The 21,326-nt window shown below is 67.1% G+C and carries 12 protein-coding genes and 2 pseudogenes; 9 read left to right on the forward strand and 5 right to left on the reverse strand.

Going from position 1 to position 21,326, the window contains the following annotated elements:
• Positions 1-33 precede the first annotated feature (33 nt).
• Positions 34-3,459: an efflux RND transporter permease subunit gene (locus Poly30_RS20825; protein WP_145201824.1), complete on the forward strand. Its 3,426-nt coding sequence runs from the start codon at positions 34-36 to the stop codon at positions 3,457-3,459.
• An 88-nt stretch (positions 3,460-3,547) separates the two neighbouring features.
• Positions 3,548-3,775: a hypothetical protein gene (locus tag Poly30_RS20830; RefSeq protein WP_145201827.1), complete on the forward strand. Its 228-nt coding sequence runs from the start codon at positions 3,548-3,550 to the stop codon at positions 3,773-3,775.
• A gap of 325 nt (positions 3,776-4,100) precedes the next feature.
• On the opposite strand, the gene Poly30_RS20835 is transcribed toward Poly30_RS20830, so the two are convergent.
• Positions 4,101-6,092, reverse strand: coding sequence for a hypothetical protein (locus tag Poly30_RS20835; protein ID WP_145201830.1), 1,992 nt, complete (start codon positions 6,090-6,092; stop codon positions 4,101-4,103).
• A gap of 189 nt (positions 6,093-6,281) precedes the next feature.
• On the opposite strand from Poly30_RS20835, the gene Poly30_RS20840 reads away from it, so the two are divergent.
• From Poly30_RS20840 to Poly30_RS20850, 3 genes are all read left to right on the forward strand, one after another.
• On the forward strand, positions 6,282-7,283 hold the full coding sequence (locus Poly30_RS20840) for a diacylglycerol/lipid kinase family protein (RefSeq protein WP_419190440.1): 1,002 nt from the start codon (positions 6,282-6,284) through the stop codon (positions 7,281-7,283).
• A gap of 190 nt (positions 7,284-7,473) precedes the next feature.
• Positions 7,474-10,479: a PAS domain-containing protein gene (locus Poly30_RS20845; protein ID WP_419190441.1), complete on the forward strand. Its 3,006-nt coding sequence runs from the start codon at positions 7,474-7,476 to the stop codon at positions 10,477-10,479.
• Entirely contained in the window at positions 10,479-11,195 is a 717-nt protein-coding gene (locus tag Poly30_RS20850; RefSeq protein ID WP_145201838.1) for a hypothetical protein, read from the forward strand. Before Poly30_RS20845 ends, Poly30_RS20850 begins: the two co-directional genes overlap by 1 nt.
• Here the strand turns inward: Poly30_RS20850 and queA are convergent.
• From queA to Poly30_RS20870, 4 genes are all read right to left on the reverse strand, one after another.
• Positions 11,188-12,306 carry a tRNA preQ1(34) S-adenosylmethionine ribosyltransferase-isomerase QueA gene (gene queA, locus Poly30_RS20855; protein WP_145201841.1) on the reverse strand — a complete coding sequence of 373 codons (1,119 nt, stop codon included), beginning with the start codon at positions 12,304-12,306 and terminating at the stop codon, positions 11,188-11,190. The two genes, Poly30_RS20850 and queA, sit on opposite strands and share 8 nt — an antisense overlap.
• Positions 12,307-12,766: 460 nt before the next feature.
• Positions 12,767-15,757 carry a DNA-binding transcriptional response regulator gene (locus Poly30_RS20860; RefSeq protein WP_145201845.1) on the reverse strand — a complete coding sequence of 997 codons (2,991 nt, stop codon included), beginning with the start codon at positions 15,755-15,757 and terminating at the stop codon, positions 12,767-12,769.
• A gap of 17 nt (positions 15,758-15,774) precedes the next feature.
• Positions 15,775-16,875 carry a hypothetical protein gene (locus tag Poly30_RS20865; protein WP_145201848.1) on the reverse strand — a complete coding sequence of 367 codons (1,101 nt, stop codon included), beginning with the start codon at positions 16,873-16,875 and terminating at the stop codon, positions 15,775-15,777.
• A complete protein-coding gene (locus tag Poly30_RS20870) occupies positions 16,872-17,630 on the reverse strand; it encodes a hypothetical protein (protein WP_145201851.1) in 759 nt (252 codons plus the stop codon). Before Poly30_RS20870 ends, Poly30_RS20865 begins: the two co-directional genes overlap by 4 nt.
• 373 nt (positions 17,631-18,003) lie before the next feature.
• On the opposite strand from Poly30_RS20870, the gene Poly30_RS20875 reads away from it, so the two are divergent.
• The 4 genes and pseudogenes from Poly30_RS20875 (at position 18,004) to Poly30_RS20885 (ending at position 21,291) form a co-directional block, all read left to right on the forward strand.
• A complete protein-coding gene (locus Poly30_RS20875) occupies positions 18,004-18,798 on the forward strand; it encodes an enoyl-ACP reductase FabI (RefSeq protein WP_145201854.1) in 795 nt (264 codons plus the stop codon).
• Positions 18,799-18,967: 169 nt separating this feature from the next.
• Positions 18,968-19,441, forward strand: a pseudogene (locus Poly30_RS28740) (FKBP-type peptidyl-prolyl cis-trans isomerase); the annotation flags it as partial.
• A gap of 441 nt (positions 19,442-19,882) precedes the next feature.
• Positions 19,883-20,221 (forward strand): annotated as a pseudogene (locus Poly30_RS28745) (FKBP-type peptidyl-prolyl cis-trans isomerase); the annotation flags it as partial.
• The gene (locus Poly30_RS20885) at positions 20,218-21,291 is read left to right on the forward strand and encodes a methyltransferase (protein ID WP_145201860.1); all 1,074 of its coding nucleotides are present in this window, start codon (positions 20,218-20,220) and stop codon (positions 21,289-21,291) included. The pseudogene Poly30_RS28745 and the gene Poly30_RS20885, both read left to right, overlap by 4 nt.
• Positions 21,292-21,326: the final 35 nt, after the last annotated feature.

Genomic DNA, 21,326 nt, shown 5'->3' on the forward strand with positions numbered 1-21,326 from the left:
GGTCGTTTCCTCTACACGACTCCCCTAGCCAGCATGTTCACCAAGATTCTCACGCGGCCAGCCCTCGCGCTCGTTACCGCCATCATCATTCTGTTCCTGGGGGGCCTCGGGATCGGGACCCTTCCGATCTCGCAGTTCCCCAACGTCGCGCCGCCGACGGTCTACGTCTCGATCGCGTACCCAGGGGCCAGCGCGAACGTGTTGATCGACTCGGTCATCATTCCGCTGGAGCAGTCAATCAACGGCGTGCAGAACATGCGCTACATGGTCTCCGACGCAACGAGCGCAGGAGAGGCCACGATCCGCGTGTTCTTCGAGCCGGGAACCGACCCGAACATCAACGTCGTCAACGTTCAGAACCGGGTCAACATCATGCTGAGCAGGCTACCACCGCTGGTGGTACGCGAGGGCATCCTGGTCAGCCAGGTCGTGCCCAGCATGCTCATGTACCTGAACCTGTACAGCACGGACGCGAACACGGACCAGAAGGACCTGTTCAACTACGCGAACGTGTACATCATGCCGGTCCTCAAGCGGATTCAGGGCATGGGCATCCCGACGAACCTCGGAAACCGCAGCTTCGCGATGCGCGTGTGGCTGAACCCCGAGCGCATGCGGGCGTACGACATCTCGGTCCAGGACGTCATGGACGCACTGGCGGAGCAGAGCATCATCGGTTCACCCGGTCGACTCGGTCAGGCGACAGGCATGACCTCGCAGTCGAAGGAGTACGTTCTGACCTACCAGGGGCGATACAACAAGGCGGAGCAGTACGGCGAGATCATTCTCCGAGCCAAGCCGGACGGCGAGATCCTCCGACTCAAGGACGTCTGCGTGCCGCCGAAGTCGCACTCGCCGACGCCGGGGTCGAGCGTTGCACTGGGCGATGAGTCCGGCTCCCCCGGCGAGGCGGCGGCGGACGACAGGGAGTCCGCTGACGTGGAGCACGCGGGTATCGAACTGGGGTCCGAGTTCTTCGACATCTACTCGGACGTCGACGGCCACCCCGCGGCCTCCGTGGTGCTCAAGCAGGCGCCCGGTTCCAACGCGGCCGAGGTGATCGAGGAGGTGAAGCGGACGCTCGAGGAGCTGAAGCCGTCCTTCCCGCCAGGCATGGACTACGAGATCGCCTACGACGTATCCAAGTTCGTGGACGCCTCGATCGAGAAGGTGCTCCACACGCTGCTCGAGGCCTTCATCCTGGTCTCGCTGGTGGTCTTCATGTTCCTCGGCGATCTGCGTTCGACGCTGATCCCGACGCTGGCGGTGCCCGTGTCCCTGATCGGCACGTTCTTCGTCCTGAGCGTGATGGGCTTCTCCATCAACCTGATCACGCTCTTCGCGATGGTGCTCGCGATCGGGGTCGTCGTCGACGACGCCATCGTGGTGGTCGAGGCCGTGCACGCGAAGATGGCCGAGAAGCACCTATCGCCGTATCGAGCGACCATGGAGGTTCTGCACGAGATCAGCGGGGCCATCATCGCGATCACGCTGGTGATGACGTCCGTGTTCGTGCCGGTGACGTTCGTCCCCGGGCCGGTCGGGGTGTTCTACCGGCAGTTCGGCGTCACGATGGCCACGGCCATCATTCTCTCCGGCGTGGTCGCGCTGACGCTGACCCCGGTTCTGTGCGCCATGATTCTCAAGCCGCATGACCATGGAGAGGCGGGCGAGAGCGGCACGGTGCCGGCGAAGGAGCACGTTCGGAAGAGCCGGGCGCGCAAGATCGCAGCGTACCTCCTGGTCGGACTGCCCATCCTGGCGGGTCTCACCTACCTCGCCTACCTCCTGTGGGGTCCCCTCGGCTTCCTTCTGGTTCTCGCTCCGTTCGTGCAGCCCGCCTTCAGCCGAGCGATCGATGGCGTCACGAATCTCTATGCAGGGATCCTGAAGCCGATCGTCACGCGCCGCGTCCTGACGCTGGCCGTCATTGGAGCCTTCGTCTTCGGCATCGTCGCGGTCAACACGCGAATGGCCAGCGGCTTCATTCCCGGCGAGGACCAGGGCATCATCTACGCCGTCCTCCAGACGCCCCCGGGTTCCACGCTGGAGTACACCAACGCCAAGTCCCAGGAGCTGGAGAAGATTGCCAAGAGCATCGAGGGCGTGACCTCTGTGACCTCGGTCGCGGGGTACGAGGTGCTGACGGAAGGCCGAGGCTCGAACGCGGGCACCGCGATCATCAACCTGAAGTCCTGGTCGGATCGCGAGATGACGGCCGCCGAGATCATCGAAGAGCTCGAGGTGGAGACCCAGCGGATCAGCGACGTGAAGCTGGAGTTCTTCGAGCCGCCCGCCATCCCCGGCTTCGGTGCCGCGGGCGGAATCTCGGTTCGCGTGCTCGACAAGACCCAGTCCAGTGTCGCCGACTACCAGCGGCTCGGGGAAGTGAACGATCAGTTCATGGAGGCCCTGGAGGAGCGGAAGGAGATCAAGAACCTGTTCACGTTCTTCGCCTCCGACTATCCGCAGTACGAACTCGTCATCAACAACGATATTGCCATGCAGAAGGGCGTATCGATCGACAACGCGCTCGAGAACCTGAACATTCTCATCGGCAGCACCTACGAGCAGGGCTTCATCCTCTTCAACCAGTTCTACAAGGTGTACGTCCAGGCGTGGCCGCAGTTCCGCCGGATGCCCCAGGACCTCGACGACCTGTTCGTCAAGAACGACGCGGGCTCGATGGTCCCCTACAGCGCCTTCATGGAGGTCAAGAAGCAGCAGGGGCTGAACGAGATCACCCGCTACAACCTCTACCCGTCCGCCGCCATCCAGGGCGTGCCCGCAAGGGGCTATTCGAGTGGTCAGGCCATCCAGGCGATTCAAGAGGTCGCCGACGAGGTGTTGCCACCGGGCTATGAACTCGGCTGGGAAGGCCTTTCGTGGGACGAGGCGAAGCAGGGCAACGCGTCGCTCTACATCTTCTTCGTCGTCGTCGCATTCGTGTACCTGGTGCTCGTGGGCCAGTACGAGAGCTTCTTGATTCCGCTGGCCGTGATCCTGTCGCTGCCCATCGGTGTATTCGGGGCGTTCCTGTTCCTGCAGGCGGTGGGACTGGCGAACGACGTGTGGGCCCAGCTCGGGCTCATCATGCTGGTCGGGCTTCTGGGCAAGAACGCGATCCTGATCGTCGAGTTCGCGGTGCAGCTGCGTCGGGAAGGACTCTCCCTCAAGGAGGCGGCGATCGAGGGCGGCAAGGTTCGATTCCGGCCGATTCAGATGACGTCGTTCGCTTTCGTGGCCGGGCTCATTCCGCTGGTCGTCGCCACGGGTGCTGGCGCGATCGGCAACCGGACGATCGGGACGGCGGGCGTCGGCGGCATGCTGTTCGGCACCATCATCGGCGTGCTGGTCATTCCTGGCCTCTACTACGTGTTCGGGAAGATGTCCGACGGGAAGAAGCTTCTCCGCGACGAGACCGACGAGCCGTTCAGCGAGCTGTTCGAGCACAAGTAGCGCGGGATGGTTCGGTCGGCGTATCATTTCATGATTCGCTGACGTGGCTCGGGGCGGCCGGGACAAGGGTCGGGTGAGGATGAACACCATGAACCACCTGCCCCACCACCCCGTCGCCACGGGCCGAACCCTGGCCGGGGCGGAAGTCGCGCTCAAGCGTGGAGCGGCCCGAACGGTGTCGCTGGCCGACGGTCGGGCAAGCGACGTCGAGGCCCTCGCCAATAGCGCCCATCTCCAGGGCTGGCCAAGCGACTTCGCAACCAGGTTCCACCCCAAATCCGTCAACGGCCTTCCCCCCACGGCCAATCTCCCATGAACGAACACTCTCTCCCACGCCGCGCCAACCGACACAAACGGACCAGGTGCAGTTGTTCCGGAACAACTGCACCTGGTCCGTTTGTATCGGAACGGATGCACCTGGTCCGTTTGTGTCGGTTGAGGCGTTGGCGTCGACTTTTTTCTTGGCGCGGCGCCTGGACTCGGCGCATGGGGGGGGCTCATTTGAGGGCTTCTAGCCGGACCACCTGGAAGAGCTCGTGTCGTGATGGAAGTCCTACGAGTAGCAGGTCAAATACGGAGATCCTGGAGGAATGGACCTTCCCTCACCCCTCGATGGAGCCCAGCAACCGCTCAGAAGGCCATCATTCCAGCCCCGCCAGCAGCGCCTGGAAGCGCGCCTCCGTTCGCATCGCCGCAAGGCCCTCGTGCGTGGAGAGATCGTTCTTGTCGGCGTAGCCGCGAGCGACCGCTCTTTCGAGGTGCACGTAGATCTGCTCCTTCGCGAACGCTGCGGTATCGGTCTCGCCTGCACCCTTGGATCGATAGCCTGCGTAAAGCTCGCACCAGGCATCGGCCAGATAGCGCTGCACCATCGCCTGGTTCGCCGCGTTCCCTTCCGTGAGACGCATCACCTCTTCGAGATCCGAACGAGCTCCGTCGACCTCGCCGAGCTTCGAGCGCAGGACGGAGCGGTTGTAGCAGAACATCCAGTACGCCGTCCGGTCGATCTCCTGGGAGGGGCTATCGTCGAAAATGGCCATGGCTTCCGTCGCCATCGCCACGCCCTCGCGCAGGCGCTCTTCGTCCTCAGGAGCAAAGAGCGTCACGTTGTTCGCCGCATTGCCGAGCGCCATCGCCAGCCCCGCGAGTCGAAGCGGATCCGACTCGGGCCGCGTGCGCCAGTTCTCGACGACCTGGGCGGTCAGCTCCAGCGCCTTCTCTCCGTCCCCGGAAGTCGACGCGAGCTGCGCCCGCAAGGCGAGGATGTTCCCCGCTGCAAGGGTCGCTTCCCGCCACTCCGGATAGAGTTCGCTCAGCTCGCGGTAACTCGCGCTGCAGCGCTCCAGCAGGGCTGAGGCGGTTCGAGAATCCCCGCGCTGCATCCAGTCCAGCGCCTGACGTCGCCACGTCTCCGCGAGCCTGTAGGTCGCTCGCCGGTGCCGCGGCCGCACCTTCAGGACAGCCTCCAGGAGCTCGGCGCCTCGCTCTTCTGCCTGGATCGCCTGCTCGAACGCCCGACGTGAGGCGGCCGCCTGCGCGGTGACTCGGTAGCTCTCCGCCAGCGCCATGCGCGCGTTGGGCAGGGAGCGCACCTCGTCGGGCCAGGCCTCGATCTCCGCGATCAGCCCATGCGCCTGCGCCTCTGCCTCGACGATCTGGCCCGCGTCGAAGGCGTCGAGGATCCGGTGGACCCTTACCATCGCATGCGTCGCATCACCGATGCCCGGGCGCCAGCCCTCGCGTAGCGCCCCTTCGATGAGCGGCAGCCCTTCGTCGTAGAGCGCAGCCGTCTCCGTCGCGCGCCCGAGGTCGCTCAGCGTCGCCGCTCTCTGGGCGAGAAGCGTCCCCAGCTCGGCGCGTGTCCCTACATCGTCGGGTCGAGCCAGGAGATTCTCTCGCAGCCGCTTCTCCAATCGCCGGTAGACCTCCAGCGCGCCCGTTTCGTCCCCCATCGTTCGAAGCAGGTCTCCGCGCGTTCGGAGCAGCGAGCACTCGACGACGGATCGGGCGTGCACCAGCCTCGGAACCGTGGGGATCTCCTCGATGAGCTGGAACGCATCCTCCACCAGCTGCCGTCGTATCTCGATGCCGCCCGGCGTGTCCTCCAGCCCGAGCTTCGCCACTCGTCGCAGCTGAGACTCGATCGCCTCCAGCGCCTTCTCCGCGGCGACGGTGGCTTCTTCCTCCGCCGCCGCCGCAGCCGCGAGACTCCTCTTCAACTCCACGTTCAGACGGCCGGTTTCCCTGGCACGGGCCTGCTGCAGTGCTCCGTACGATGCAGGCGCAACGACCAGCGCAATGCCGAGGGTCACGGCCGCGGTGGCGCGAGCGGGATGCGCGCGGAACCAGCGCCTGGCCTGCTCCAAGCTTCCTGGAGCACGGACGCGGGCGGACCGCCTCTCGATGGAGGACCCGCCGGCGATCGAGCCGCGGAGCACCTCCATCTCGCGCGGAAGACCGACCTCGCTCAGCTTCTGAAGGATGCTCTCGAGCGCTCTCCCCTGGTCCGAGGCCTCCCGACGATGGTCCTCCAGGAACCTCCGGGCTTCGTCGACGGACCGCCCGTGGGCCTCCAGGTACTGGCAGACCAGTCGATCGAGGCTCGTTTCAGGGTTCGAATCGGGGACCGGCATGGGGATCGAGGGGCGGGGAACGCGCCCGGATGATAGCACCGACCCCATCACGGACGACCGAGACCAACGGTTGGCAAGTTGCGATCTCGGCGCGAAGAGCGCGGTATGAAGCGTTCTTGGCCCAGCTTTGAGGCCCTCGAACGGTCCTTACGTCTCACTGGGCCGATGCAATCCTCGATGTCGCACTCCATGGCCCGATCGGACGCGGCTGCCGCCCCGCCGGGTCGTGTCCACGTCCTCATCAACCCGGCTTCCGGCAAGGAGAAACCAGTCCTGGCCATCTTGCACCGGGTCCTGAGGGACCTGAGGATCGAGTGGAGTGCGACCGTTCTGGAAGCGACGACCGACTTCGAGAGCGCGCTCGACGGTCTCCTGGGCGCGCGGGACGCGCCTCGCGAGGGACGGCCCGACTGGATCGTCGTATCGGGCGGCGACGGAACCGTCTCTGCGGTCGCAGGAGCCATGGCGGGACGTGACGTCCCGCTCGCGGTGCTTCCTGGCGGAACCGGGAACGTCGTCGCCCAGGAACTCGGCCTCCCCCTCGATTACGAGACGGCGGCGCTCCGCCTTTTCTCCGGTCCGGTGGAATCACGGTCCTGGGACCTCATCGATGCCGCGGGTACCACGTGCATCCTGCGAGCTGGACTGGGGGCCGATGCACGGATGATGGCGTCGGCCGACTCCGAAGCCAAGGCCACCCTCGGCTGGGCGGCCTACGTGCGTGCCGCCGTCGAGCAGGTCACCGACGAGGCCCTCACCAACGTCAAGATCACGTTCGAGACGGAGCTCGGAGGGCCGGTCCAGGAGCTGCGTTGCTCGGTGCTGACGCTGCTCATCCTCAATCTCTCGCGGCTCGGGCGCGGTGGAGCGGTCCTTTCCGAGGACGTTCGGCCGGACGACGGCTGGCTCGACGTCGTGCTCGTCAAGGCGGCCTCCGTGCCCGCCGTGCTGACCTTTCTCAAGTCGATGGTCGATCGATCGACGACGCTTCCCCGCGCGGACCCCGGCCAGCTCGGGCATCCAGATCTTCCGGTCGAACTCTTCCGAGCCCGGCGCGTCATCCTCGAGCCTTCCAGCGATCTCGAACTCCAGATCGACGGCGACATGCAACCACCCCTGGGCGCTGGCTGCCAGGCCGCGTTCACGGTTCGTCCCGGAATCGTAAGGTGTATAGGCTTGCCCGTGATCTGAGCGAAGCGTTGGGGGGGTGGCTCAAGCTATGATGGGAGGGTCGACGGACGTCGTCGACGCGACGTCCTGTCCCCTGCAACCCTTCCTGCCAAGTGCCCCCAGCCCCTCGACGATGACACCGCCCATCTGGGGCGATGCGCCCCTCCCCACCCATCCCAGCGATGTACAGGAGATTACGTTCAGGTCCGGCGTGCCGCTGGAACCCGACGTCCGGTCGACGCTGGCGGTCGGACCGGATGCTCTGGCGACGTGGCGACTGAACACGACCAGCGGCGTCGTGGAAGGGGACGACGCCATGTTGCGCCTCTGGGGATTCGAAGAGGGCGAAACGCTGACGCTCGATAGGGTCCTTGCCCGCGTTCACCCGGAGGACGTCGACGCACTGCACGCGACGTTCGAGAAGAGCCTGCGGGACAAGGCCTTCTACCGCGCGGAGTATCGAATCGTCCTGCCCGATGGCACCGTTCGCCACATCGCTTCGAGCGCCAAGCCCCTCTACGATGAACAGCAGACGATCTACCTGAGCGGTCTGCACTGGGACGTCACGGAGGAGCGCCACCACCAGCGCGCACTCGCGGCCAGCGAAAGGCTTCGGCGCGTCGCCCTCGAGGCGGCCGAGATGGGAGTCTGGGAGATCGAGCTGGCCACGCAAACGGTTCGCTGGGACGCCTACTGCCGCCAGCTCTTCGGATTCGAAGGCGACGGTCAAACCCAGCTCACGATGGCCTGGGCCTTCGAGATCGTTCATCCGCAGGACCGAGCCGCCGTCCTGCAGACTCTCACGCGCGCCACCCAGTCGCCAGAGTCCGCGCGGTACTCGATCGAGTACCGCGTCCGGGTCCGCGGTGAGGAACGCTGGATCCGCACCGTTGCTCGATGCGTTTTCGTGGAGAGCCCTGACGGTCCGCGGCCGGAGCGCTTACTCGGCGTCAACCAGGACGTGACCAGCCGTCGGCGCGAAGAAGAGCGCGCGTTCGCCTCAGCCGAACTCAGCCGGATCGCGCTCGAATCTGCCGAACTCGGGACATGGGAACTGAACCTCGCCAACGACACGGTCCGCTGGGATACGCGCTGCGCGAACCTCTTCGGCTTCCCGCCTTCCGAGACCATTCACGTGGACGAGACCCTGGATGTCATGCATCCTGACGACAGGCCTGTGGTCGAAGCTGCGCTGGCGCAGGCCCTCGACCCGGCGGGAACGGGCCACTACCAGGCGTTCTTCCGGTCGAAGGATTCGAACGGTGGCGAACGATGGATCCGCTCCGTCGGGCAGGCCCACTTCTCGACCGACACGGTCGATGGTGAGCGAAAGGCGGAGCGGTTCTTCGGTGTCGTCATGGACGACACCGCGCGACGCCTCAACGAGGAGTCGATTCGGCGGTGGCACGGTGTGCTCGAGGACGGGGGCTGGGGCGTCGCCTCGATCCGCCCCGAGGTCGAGTCGGCGGTCATCCTTCCACAAACGGTCCAGGCGAGGGCCAAGCAACAGTCTCTCGGGGACCCCGATCGACTCGCGGAACTCGAGGCCAGCGGCCTCCTCGATGCCCCGCCGTCCGAGGTGCTCGACCGCATCACCGAGATGGCCTGTCGCCTCCTGAAGGTGCCGATCTCGCTGATATCGCTCGTCGATGACCGCCGCCAGTTTTTCGCGGGTCAGGCAGGTCTTCAGGGCGAGGTCGCGTGCTCGCGCGAAACGCCGCTGACGCACTCCTTCTGCCAGCACGTGACGACTTCTGGAGCGCCGCTGGTCGTACCCGATTCACTGGTGAACCCTGTGGTCAAAACGAGCCGGGCCATCCAGGACCTCGGCGTGCGGGCCTATCTGGGCGTTCCGCTGACAACGCCCCAGGGATATACCGTGGGCGCGCTCTGCTCGATCAGCGACGAGACGCGGGAGTGGAGCAGCGACGACCTCGCCGTGCTTCAGGATCTGGGTCAACTCGTGGTCACGGAGATCACGCTCCGCACCTATGTCCGCGAGAATCAGCGCGCCCAGGCCGCCGCCGAGGCCGCCAGCCGAGCGAAGAGCGAGTTTCTCGCGAACATGAGCCATGAGATCCGAACTCCGATGTCGGCGATCCTCGGCTACGCGGACATCCTGGCGAACAACGAGAGCGATCCGGACAACCTGGAGCTGGTCGAAACGATTCGTCGGAACGGACGTCACCTCCTGGAGATCCTCAACGACATCCTCGACCTCGCGAAGATCGAGAGCGGAAAGTTCGAGGTGCGATCGGACTGGTTCCAGGTCGATGATGTCATCGAGGAGGTCATCTCCATGCTCGGGGTCCGCGCTGCCGAGCAAGGGCTAGGGCTTTCCGGGCGCTTCCTGACGGAGATTCCCGATCGCATGGTCGGCGACGCGACTCGCCTCCGCCAGATCCTGATCAATCTGGTGGGCAATGCCATCAAGTTCACCGACTCCGGCAGCGTGTCGATCGAGGTGTGCTTCGATTCACAAGCCCAGGGCCTCGTGATCGCCGTCGTCGATACGGGTAGCGGGATCCATCCCCATCAGATCGAAAGGCTGTTCGAGCCGTTCACCCAGGCCGACAGCACGGCCCAGCGAACGCACGGTGGAACCGGTCTCGGGCTCACGATCTGCAGGCGCTTCGCGGCCGCGCTCGGAGGTTCACTCACGGCGACGAGCGAGCACAGCACGGGCAGCCGATTCGAACTGCGCATCCCCGCCGGCGACCTGCAGGACGTGGCGATGCGCAAGGTGAACGAAGTCCATCCAGGCTCCATGGCGACGCGAAGCGGAAACGCCAGCGTCTCGAAGCTCCAGGATCAGGAGCCTCTCAAGGGCCACAGCATACTCGTCGTGGACGACCGGCGCGAGCTTCGCACACTCGTGCAAATGCTCCTCGAAGAGGCCGGGGCGAAGGTCTCCACGGCCGCCAACGGGGCGGAGGCGGTCGAAGCCTACAGGCAATCACCCGACAAGTTCGGAGCCGTGCTGATGGACATGCAGATGCCTGTGATGGACGGGTACACGGCGTCGACTGCGCTGCGCGATATGGGAGCCACGATCCCGATCGTCGCCGTGACCGCCCACGCGCTGAGCGGTGAGCAAGAGCGCTGCTTCGCGGCCGGCTGCAACGCCTACGTCACGAAGCCGCTGGACGGCGCGGCGCTGCTGCATCTTCTCTCGGAGTTTCTGAACGTAGAACAGGAGGAAGCGGAGCGTGGGTAGTGCGTACTAGCTTCAGCACGCTCGGGAACACCCTACGCAGCGAATGGCCGCGCCTCGTCTGCGAGTTCTTCATCGTGCTCCTGGGCATCACCGGCTCCCTCGCGCTGCAGGATTGGCGCCAGAACCGGAGCCACGCCGCCGAGGCGCAAAGACTCCTCCGCGGGTTCGCAGACGAGATGAAGCTGAACCGAGCAGAACTCGAGCGACGCATCCTCGCGATCGAGCAGTCCCTCGAGCACATCCGCGCTCCCCTCGACTCCGAGTCACGGCCAGAACTCGACGAGGGCGATCTCGACGCCATGATGGACGTGGCGCTAGGCTACAACAGCTTCTCGCCCGTCACCGCGACGTACATCGAGATGCGTCAGTCCGGGGGCTCCGCCCATCTGGAGGACAAGGAGCTTCTCGCCCGCGTGATCGCCACGTACGAGCGCGCATTTCCCCGGGCCGCCGAGTGGGACGGCATCAACCGGAACTTCGTCCTCGAGCGAATGTTCCCCTACGTCGACGAGCACGGACCCTGTTTCGAGAGCCAGGGCGAGAACGCCTTCGCCGAGGGCTACCACGCCGCGTTCCTCGCGCTCGAGCACGACCCGCACTTCCGGAACCTCCTGCGGAGCAATTTGATCTTCAAGACCGGCCAGCTCGCCGCCTATCGGATCGTCCTGAAGGCCGTCGCGCAAACGGCAGACGACGTCGAAGCAGCGATCAAGTAGGCCTACGCCAAAGGAGCGACGCGTCGCCGTAGCTGTAGAAGCGGTACTCGCGCTCGATGGCCGTCCGATAGAGCTCCCTCATCTCCTCGACGCCGATGAACGAGGCCACGAGCATCAGGAGCGTGCTCTTCGGCAGGTGGAAGTTCGTGAAGAGGCCGTCGCAGACCCGCGGCCCCGACCCCGGGTGCAGGAAGATATCGGTCGAGCCGGCACGCGCCTCGACGATGTCGCGCTCGAAGTCGGGGTCCCTGAGAGCACAGGACTCGAGAACCCGCGCGCTCGTCGTGCCGACGGGAACCACGCGTCCCCCACGCTCGCGACAGGCACGGACTTCGGCCGCTGCTTCCTCGCCGAGTTCGAAGCGCTCGCTATGCATCCTGTGGTCCTCGATCCGATCCGCCGTGACCGGCAAGAAGGTCCCGGCCCCCACGTGCAGCGTGACCGTCGCCTGCCGCACGCCCATCGCATCGAGCCTCTGCAGCAGGTCCTCCGTGAGGTGCAGCCCCGCCGTCGGTGCCGCCACGGCACCTGGCTTCCGCGCGTAGACGGTCTGGTAGCGCTCCGTATCAGCCTCCGTGGCAGGCCGCTCGATGTAAGGCGGCAGCGGCATGGCGCCCGCGATGGCCATGAGTTCCTCGGTCGTGGTCCCGACGTGCCCGCCCTGGCCTGGCTCCAGCCGAGCCAGCCAGTACCCCGACTCGGCCTCGCGCTCCAGGAATCTTGCCACCACCCCGCCCGAGCAGGCGACGCATTCCCCCGCCTTGATCTTGCGTGCTGGCTTGACCATCGCCCGCCAGACGTCGGCTCCCGGGGCCACCTCCGTGGATTCCGGGGTCAACAGGGTCCCTGGCAGGACCGGTTCGAGGAAAAGCAGCTCGACCTGCCCCCCCGTCTCCCGACGGCCCTGAACGCGGGCGGGAAGCACGCGGGTGTCGTTCAGGACCAGGAGGTCACCGGGACGGAGCCAGTCGGGAAGATCTCGCACGAGGGAATCCCGTGCCTCGCCACCGCCGGTTGGCCTGACCAGCAGGCGGGCCCGGTCCCTCGGCTCGACAGGGGCCTGGGCAATCCGCTCGCGGGGCAGTTCGAAGTCGAAGGCTCGGGTATCCACGCGGGGAGTATGGTCACCCTGGACCGGATGTCGAGACCCGATACCCGGCGCGCCCGGCAGCACCGATCCACGGTTGCCAGGAAATCATCTCAGATTGCGTCCAGGTTGTTTCAAACCGAGAGATCGTAGGCATGTCCCCGTAGCGAGAAACCCTCAGGCTAATTCCCTAAAACACGCCCTGGAGAACCAGGAGAGGGGGTCGATCGGCCCGGGCGCGGGAACGCTCCCAGCGGGCCCGTACAGGGCGTGATTTGTCGCGCGAAAGTCTTCACAGGTCGCGTTGAGTCAGCGCGCTGAGCTGCCGTAATAGACCTCAGAGCAACTGCTCAAACACTCGCTGCCGTGCCCGGGGGGGCCTCGGTGGCGGGCAACTGTTTCCTCGAAGGGAAGCAAACTCAGGAGGCCCTGGACGTTGCACACCGTCCGGGGCCTCCGCCTTTCTGCAGGGTCTCCGCCGGGTTCAGGATCGGTCCCCGATCGGAGCGTACGTCCTGGCACCGGAGGATGCCCGGAGTGCGCTCATCACCTGCTCGAGGGACTTGAGGCCGTGGTCCTTCAGTCGGGCCGCCAGCGTGTTCGGATCCCAGCCCAGGTACATCGCCGCCCGTGTCTTGTTGAGCCGCTGCGTCGCCGTTCGCGTGACCCAAAGTGCTGCCAGTAGATCGGACTCCCGGGGAGCGCGGGACGGAAGCCGAGGCACGATCTCCAGTCCCGCGTCGAGGATCGCCGCCAGCGTCTCCTCCACCCCCACAGCCACCGCCCCCCCCGCTTCGCCGCAGCCCGGATCAGCGCCCCAGCTCTCCGCCACCGGATGGCCAAAGCGAAGGAAGAGCCCGGAGAGCACCGCCTCGAGGCCCGCGATGTTCTCTGCCCACGGCTGGCGCCACAGAGTCGCCATCGCCGCGTCGTCGACCTCGAGCCTGGGGCCGCCCTCGCGATCGACCATCCGGCGTAGCAAGAACTCCGCGAGCACCGGGATCGCATGCCGCCGGTCCCTTAGCGACCGGCATCGAACGGTCACTCGCCCGAGCTGCCTGACGAGATGCGGATGGAGCCGCGACTCTCCGCTCGCGTCGTCGCGCGAACCGATCGTGGCCAGGACTCTCGGACGCTGCCCGAGGGGCTTCGCGCACACGTCGGTCAGCGCGGCTTGTGCCGCTGGCGAGAGCCATTCCAGATCGGCCACGGCGAGCGTCGAGACGTCCTGGGATCCCGCGATCTCTCGGATCTCCTCTGGCTCCAGTCCGAACGCGGCGCGGACTTCGACCGCCGGACACGGTTCGACCGTCGACGTCACGCCCGTGAGCGTCCCCGCTTGATGAATCAGGCGCGCGAGCGTTCTACGCCCCGCCCCCGTCTCGCCGCCGATGAGCACGTCGGCGCGGGATCGCCCGAGCGCACACAGCGCCTCGTACTCCTGAAGAAAGTCGGGATCCTGCTCGGAGAAGGCAAAGCCCCCGTCGAACCCACGTCGATCGAGCGTCGATAGGATCGTCGCCTCCACGAGCGGCCCGGCCGCCTGCAGGGTTTCGAACCATCGGTCGACGTCCTGCTCCCGCGCGTCACCGCGGCGAACCGACTCCAGACTCAGAACCGCCATCACGCGACCGTTTCGATGGAGCGGCAGCGCGACTCCCGAGACCGCCCCCCGGTGGAGCATCGCGGGCAGCGACGCGGGCAGCGGGCCAGCGTCCTGGTCCTCGCCTTCGCCCTCGCTCTGATCGAGGCCGTAGCGAATCGCGCCCCCGGTCCGGAGGCAGCGCCGAATGGCCCACGCGCCATCGATCCTCGCCGCCCCGAGTCGGTCCCTGGCTTCCCCTCCGTCCGCGACCATTCGCAGGCGAAACGCGGGCGCTTCCCCTTCCACGTGAAACGCGATCCAGCGCCGCTCGGCCGTCTTCAGCTGAAGCGCGGCGAGCACCTTCTCCCAGGCTGCGCTCGTTTCCGCCGCAGCCGCCGCCGCGCGCGGGCCCTCGTCGCCTGAGAGTCCGCGCTCCTCCGGCGCGGCGAGCTTCTCCAGCAGCCCACGCGTCTCCGACAGGCGGTGTTCCTCCGCCTTGCCGTACCGTTCGAACAGGGCGCGCGCCGCGGCCGCCCGATGGACGCTCGCTGGAACGAGGCGAGTGGAGAACTCCAGCCAAAGAAGACCGGCGACCTCTCCATCGCCATCGAGGATGGGCTCGACGACGAGAGCCATGGGCGGCGACCCGGAGACCTCCAATGGGCCGCGCGATTCCCTGCCCGCGCGGGCCAGCGACGCGGCGGCGATCCGGTTCGCCATCTCCGGCCGATCCTGCGTCGCGATGAGCACGAGCGGCACCGCACGGCAGCCGACCTCGTGCTCTGGCGTGCCTCGTTCCGCCAGCGCGTTGCGGTGGTGAGCCGTCCACCGGGGAAGAGAGTCCATCAGACCCGGGGCCACATCCTCGTGGACGATCTCGAGCCTCCCGTTGGGCCTGACGAGGGAGACGATCAAGGCGCTCGCGCCCCAGCTCCGCCGGGCGGCAGCCGCCTCCGCCGTCCATCTCGTTCGGCCCTCCTCCGCCGCGGCCATTCCATGCCGCCGAGCCTTCCTGGCCGGATCCACGTGCTGCACCAGCTCCGTCCAGCCCAGCGGCGCCGCGCCCGCTGCGCTGACGGTCTGGAACACTGCTTCGAGTGCGGGCAGACCGGGATCGCCCATCATCCACTTCACGGCGAGCGCCAGAAGGTCCATCGGACTCCGCGCATCGGCGGGATGCTGGGCCGTGGGCCCCGCGCGGCGCACGGTTTCCCGGGCCGCGATCATCTGACCTCGGTCGAGATGAAGCGCAAGCAGATCGCTCAGCACGGTCGTGCGCAGGGATCGAGCGCGCGCCCCGCGCTTCTGGGAGAGCTGGCCGAGAAGCGCCTCCAGAAGAGCCTCCGTCTGCGCGGCCGCGGGCTCTTCCGCCAACCGCTGGTAGCGAACTCGCCAGAGCTGCGCATGAATCTCTGCGACCGTGGAAGGCCCTTGGCCGCCTTCGCGGCGCTCCTCCGCCCTGGATGACGAGCGACGCTCCCGACTCCACCGACCGTGCCGCTCCAGCGCCTCGACCAGGGTGCGCAGGATCTCCAGCGGATGCATCCCTGGCACCGGCACCTCCAGACCGAGGAATCGCCGCTCCTCTTCGGTCGTGAGCGCGAACGCGTGACTCCACGCCTCGGCGTAGGCGCGGCGCGGCGCCGGCAGGGTCAGGTAGGTGGCGGGCGGCAGCGACTGAAGCGCCACGTGGATCAAGAGGTCCTGAAGGAGCCTGCCCACCGTGCCCGAGTGATAGTGATCCAGCTCCTCCCGCGCGCTGCCCATCTGCACGCGAACCGACGACGATCCCGAGTCCACCGCGTCACTGCTGAGGAGGCACAGGGCCCGCGTGAGGCGCTCGGCGAAATCGACCTCACTCGCCGACGCACCCGGCATGAGAAGCGTCACGGGATCCATCGCCGCGCCTACCACGGGAGCCCCTCGACGGACCGCGAGCTCCCGGCCTTCGACGCTTCCCCGCGCGAGGATCCGGAGGGCTCGCTCGCAGAAGCCGACGTCTCCCCACGGCCTTCCTCTTGCGATCCGGCGTGCGCCAGAGCCAGGAAGCGCGCGATCCTGCGGCGTTCCTCGCCGTCGATCGGAACCGTGAACTCGTCGCGCACCGCGGGCCGCTGCTCCAGCCCGCCAGCTCCGCTGGCTCTTCGCCGGAACTCCGCCGCGGCGCGCATCGCCCCCATCGATGCGGACCGGTCGAGCACCAGGGGCGACGTCTGCGTGAGCGCCAGCGCGGCCTCGGCGTCCCCCTGCACGAAGTGCACCAGCGTCAGGAGACGATGGCATGTTTCGCGAAGGCTCGCTTCGTCGTCGGTCTCGACCTCGTCCTCTTCACCCTCCGCGTCCCCGGCGACTTCCGGCAGCGAATCGAGCACCGCCTCCACGGTCGCGCGCGCAGCGCCGACGCTCCCGAACGCGAGTTCCACCTCGGCCTCCGCGAGATACGCCGCTTCTCCGGGCCAGAGCCAGCGCGCCGTCATCGCGAGGGCCGCCGCGATCGATCCCGGCGCGTTCTCGTCACATGGCACCGGCGACCGCTCCACACCCAGGGAACGCATGGCGGAGTGGAGACGCTCGCTCCGGGCCCGGCGTCCCTCGCGCTGCAGTCGCTCGACGAGCGCCTCGCGGGAGCTGGCCGACGGCGGAAGGAGCAGCGTGAGTCCCGCTGCACCCGGAGTGGCGGCACGCCGCGCGAGTCGGGCCGTGACCTCGCGCAGCAGGGTGGCTCGCGCCTGCCTTTCGAGCTTCTCCAGTTCGCGGTAGACCTGGACCTCGAAGGCACCGCTGCCCGAGGCCGTCGACAGGCTCGGCGTCGCCTTGGCCACGCTCCCCAGGGGTAGCTGCGCCAGGGTGATCGAATCCTCGAGCCATCCGCGGGCCTGGGCCACACTCCAGCCGAGTTCGACGAAATAGCGCGCGCCCGCGTGAACGCTACCCGCGGGTGCAGGGCCAGCAGCGTCGGGCCTGATCGGGGCCCCGGAACTGGAGGGATCGGGAGTATGGGAGTTCATCGTTCCTCGCGGGGACTGACAGAAGAAAGAGTGGAGGACGTTTCGGCCTGGAGCGCTTCCGCCCGACGACCGGCGGACTTCACCGCGGCATCCAGCGTCGCGTTCAGAGCGGTCCGCGCCGAGCGCGCGAGATCCACGCCGGACAGCCCGCAGGCGCGCGCGGCTTCTTCGAGGCCGAGCCGCTCGACGAAGAGGGCAAAGAAGGCCCGGCGCTCACCCGCCGCCCTGCGGTTGAACGCGTCGCAAGCGACGCGAAGGTCCGCGCCTTCGAATCCCAGTGGAGCCGCAAACGCGTGCAGCGCTTCGAGTTCCGGGTCCGACCCGGAGTCGAGGTTCGCGCGCTCCCCATCGGCCACGATCGCTCGTCGCTCTGCGCGAAGCACATCGCCCAGGGCGCCGTCGACGTGCCCCTGGACCCACGACCCGTCGGCGGGAGGCCCATCGATGGTGACGTCATGGGCGATGCGCGCCAGCGCCCGAAGATGAACGCGATCGGCGTCGAGGAAGAAGCTTCCACCGCGGATCGCGCGTGCGACCAGCCCGCGGAGCCGAAGGGGATCGCCGTCCAGAAGCCGCGCCAGGATCACGTCCGGCTGACGGCCCGAGAGGAGGTCCCGCCAGCCAGCCTCCGGGCGCCAGCCCGTTGGGACAGGACGAGACAGGGCTGCTTGATCGGAGGCTGGTACGCCGGAAGCCGTACCACCGGAAGCCGCATCCGTACGGGCCGCGGTCCTTGCTTGGGTCGATGATTTCATGGGCAGTTTGGCAGGCCAGGACGTGGGCCTGGTCGATCGAGCGGGCCGTCCTTCCGGAGCATAGGCGCCAGGGCAAAAAACCGCGGCCCACGGGCTCCCCTGGGACCGCAGCGGCCGTTTCTGGCCCTCTGAGGCCAGCCGCGGCCCCTTCCGGCCCCGATTCTCCGTGCTACTGCTGACGCACATGCGCAAACTGTCGCACCAATTCGGGGCCTTCGCGATCCTCCAGCCGAGTTCGGTGCGCGACTTCCGACCGCCCGCGGTACGCGTTCGCGAATCAAGGCACTACCCTCGCTGCCCCCTACCGGAGCCAGCCTCCGCCCAGAAGCCCACTTTCCGGGGGTCACACCACCGGAACCCCCTCGAGATCTCCATGCCTGATCCCGCCCCCAAGCCCGCCCGAATCCTTGAAGGAATGACCGGCGTCATCCTCGGCGTCGCCAACAAGCGCTCCCTCGCGTGGGGCTGCGCCAAGAGCCTTTCCGACGCGGGCATGCGCCTGGCTTTCACCTACGCCAACGACCGCCTCAAGGACGCCGTCGTGAAACTCGCCGCCGAGTGCGAGGGGTCCATCGTGATCCCCTGCGACGTGACGATTCCCGAGGAGATCACGGCCGCCTTCGACGGCATCAAGGCCGAGTTCGGCACCCTCGACACGATCGTTCACGCCATCGCCTACGCCAAGCGAGAGGAACTCCAGGGCAACTTCTTCGATACGTCGAAGGACGGCTACATGCTCGCCCACGAGGTTTCCGCGTACTCCCTGACCGCCGTCACGCGCGCCGCGCTGCCGCTCATGGAAGGCCGCGCCGGCTCGATCGTGACCCTCAGCTACATCGGCGCCGAGCGCGTCGTGCCGAACTACAACGTGATGGGCATCGCCAAGGCCGCCCTGGAGGCCTCCGTGCGCTACCTCGCGGCCGACGTCGGACCGCGCGGCATCCGCGTCAACGCGATCAGCGCGGGCCCCATCCGCACGCTCTCGGCGTCCGGCGTCCGCGACTTCAGCTCGATCCTCGACCAGATCGCCGAGAAGTCGCCCCTGCGCCGCAACGTCACGGCCGAGGAGGTCGGAGACGCCTGCTTGTTCCTCGCAGGCCCCCACTCCCGCGGCATCACCGGCACCACGCTCCACGTGGATGGCGGATTCCACATCATGGGTGTGTAAGAAAGGGAGGTCACTTCTCCCCCCGGCCGCGTTCCCCTGATGCTATTCGTGTCTCGAACCGGCTCGAGTCTTCCCCCAAGAGACAACGACACGACTTCCTGCTCTCCGAAGGGTCTTCTCTCCGTATCCACGGAGGACCCATCCACGGAGACCACCACTATCTGACCCCATGGCCATTCTGATCTCGCCGCTCGTCGCGGCCGTACTGGCCGCGGCAACGCCCGCGGCGATCTCGCCCATCCTTCCCTTCCCCGTCGCGCAAGAGACTGCCGGCGACGAGGATCCCCCGATCCCCGAGTGCCCGGCTGGCACCGAGCAGATTTCGGCCACGGGCCTGAAGTACTGCGTTCTGAAGGAGGGCGGCGACGGCGAGCATCCCACCAAGGGGGACCGGGTCAAGGTCCACTACACCGGCTGGAACCTCGACGGATCGGTCTTCGACTCCTCGCGGAAGGCGCGCTTCCCCGGCGCTCCGGTCGAGCCCGCGGTCTTCGCGGTCGGTGGCGTGATCGAAGGCTGGAACCAGGCGCTCGAAATGATGTCGCCGGGCGATCAGTGGCGCGTCTACATCCCGTCGAACCTCGCCTACGGCGAGCGCGGCGCACCGCCCGACATCCAGCCGAACGCCGACCTCATCTTCGAGATCGAGATGCTCGAGATCCTCGAGCGGGCGCCGAAGTTCGTCGCGTGGGACGCCGAGGCCGAGGACATCACGACGCTCGAGAACGGGATGATGTACCGCATCCTCGAAGCGGGTGAGGGTCTCTCCGCCAACGAAGCGGACCTCGCGATCGTCGGCTTCGGCGTGTTCAATCCCGGCGGCGGTCTCGCGTTCGCCCACACGATGTCCCAGTCCGGCTCGAAGATGCCGATGAAGCCGGGGCGTCCGCCGCTTCCCTTCATGGGCGAGCTGATGCAGCACATGAAGGCGGGTGCGAAGATCCAGGCGAACCTTCCGTCCACGATCGGTATCGGCGCCAACGCGCAGATTCCCGAGCTTCCGCAGGGCTCGAACGAGATCTGGGTGTTCGAAGTCGACTCGGTCGAGCGGTTCGAGAAGCCGGCCTTCGTGATGCCGACGGACGAGGAACTCACCACGACCGAGAGCGGCCTGAAGTACAAGATCCTGAAGCCGGGCACCGGTCGTCAGCCGACGGCCGCCAACACGGTGGTGGCCCACTACAGCGGCTGGCTCACGGACGGAACGCCTTTCGATAGCTCCTACGACCGCGGCGAGCCCACGAGCTTCCCGCTGCGCGGCGTGATCGCTGGCTGGACCGAAGGTCTGCAGCTCATCCAGGAAGGCGGCGAGATCATCCTCGTTTGCCCGGCGGACATCGCCTACGGCGCGTCCGGTCGGCCGCCCACCATCCCCGGCGGTGCCACCCTCGTCTTCTTCGTGAAGCTCGTCGGAGTCCAGTGAGCGGCAAGGCGCAAGAAGCGGCGGGGCTCCCCCCGGGCGACGACAAGCGCGTCTACGACGCGTACATCGCTGGCAGACAGAGCGCGGCCATGGCCGTCGCCGTCCGCGCGGGTCTCTTCGATCTTCTTGCGCACGCCGAGAAGGAAGCGGACGCAGGAGAGGACTTCGAGGGCCTCTCCGCGGACGACCTTCAGTCCGAGATGAAGTGGAGCGCACGCGGCACGCATTCGATGCTGGGCGCGCTCCACGCGATGGGCCTGATCCAGCACGCACCGCGTGGTTACCGCGCGACGGCGGAAGCGCTGCGTTCGCTGACCCGCGATACGCCGGGCTCGCTGCGCGGCCTCATCGATATGGAAGTCGACCACTTCCTGTCGCCGAAAGCCCTCCAGGAGGCGCTCCAGGAGGATGGCTCCAGCGTCTACGGCGGCGAGGATCCATGGGAAGCCCACGAAAAGGACCCGGCCAAGGCGCGCGCTTTCACCGAAGCCATGCACAGCGTGAGCGAGCGGCCCGCCGCGGGCTTCGCCGATCACGTCGATCTGTCCAAGACCCGGCGCCTCCTCGATGTGGGCGGCGGCAGCGGCGCGCTGTCGATCGCGCTGGCGCACGTGAACCCCGGGCTGGAGTGCGTCGTCTGGGATATCGCAGCGGTCCGTCCGCTGGCGGAAGAGTATGTCGCGAAGGCAGGCCTCACGGACCGCGTGACCGCCGAGGTCGGCGACATGTTCGCGGACCGCTATCCCGAGGGGTACGACGCGATTCTCTTCAGCCAGATCCTGCACGACTGGAACTACGAGACGGGCGCCGAGCTCCTGCGCAAGGCCTTCGAGGCGCTGCCCTCGGGCGGCCAGGTCCTCGTGCACGAGAAGCTGATCGAGGACGAGGACAGCGACGGCAAGGTCCCGCTCGCCAACGTGCTCGTGAGCCTCGACATGCTCGTGTGGACCGAGGGACAGCAGTACGGCGTCGCCGAGCTGAAGAAGGCCCTGCGCACGGCGGGCTTCAGCCACGTGAAGCGCCGCAAGACGACGGGCTACTGGAGCGCGGTGAGCGGCGTGAAGCCCTGATCGCGGCTCGAAGCCCCATCGCAGCGCGGAGAACG

Origin of the sequence: Saltatorellus ferox (assembly GCA_007751475.1) — a bacterium.
Lineage (GTDB): Bacteria > Planctomycetota > UBA1135 > UBA1135.

Excerpts from the sequence above, each read along its gene's own strand:
- Poly30_RS20825 (WP_145201824.1), top strand. The coding sequence starts at position 34 with ATGTTCACCAAGATTCTCACGCGGCCAGCCCTCGCGCTCGTTACCGCC.
- Poly30_RS20830 (WP_145201827.1), top strand. The coding sequence starts at position 3,548 with ATGAACCACCTGCCCCACCACCCCGTCGCCACGGGCCGAACCCTGGCC.
- Poly30_RS20835 (WP_145201830.1), bottom strand. The coding sequence starts at position 6,092 with ATGCCGGTCCCCGATTCGAACCCTGAAACGAGCCTCGATCGACTGGTC.
- Poly30_RS20840 (WP_419190440.1), top strand. The coding sequence starts at position 6,282 with ATGGCCCGATCGGACGCGGCTGCCGCCCCGCCGGGTCGTGTCCACGTC.
- Poly30_RS20865 (WP_145201848.1), bottom strand. The coding sequence starts at position 16,875 with ATGAACTCCCATACTCCCGATCCCTCCAGTTCCGGGGCCCCGATCAGG.
- Poly30_RS20870 (WP_145201851.1), bottom strand. The coding sequence starts at position 17,630 with ATGAAATCATCGACCCAAGCAAGGACCGCGGCCCGTACGGATGCGGCT.
- Poly30_RS20875 (WP_145201854.1), top strand. The coding sequence starts at position 18,004 with ATGCCTGATCCCGCCCCCAAGCCCGCCCGAATCCTTGAAGGAATGACC.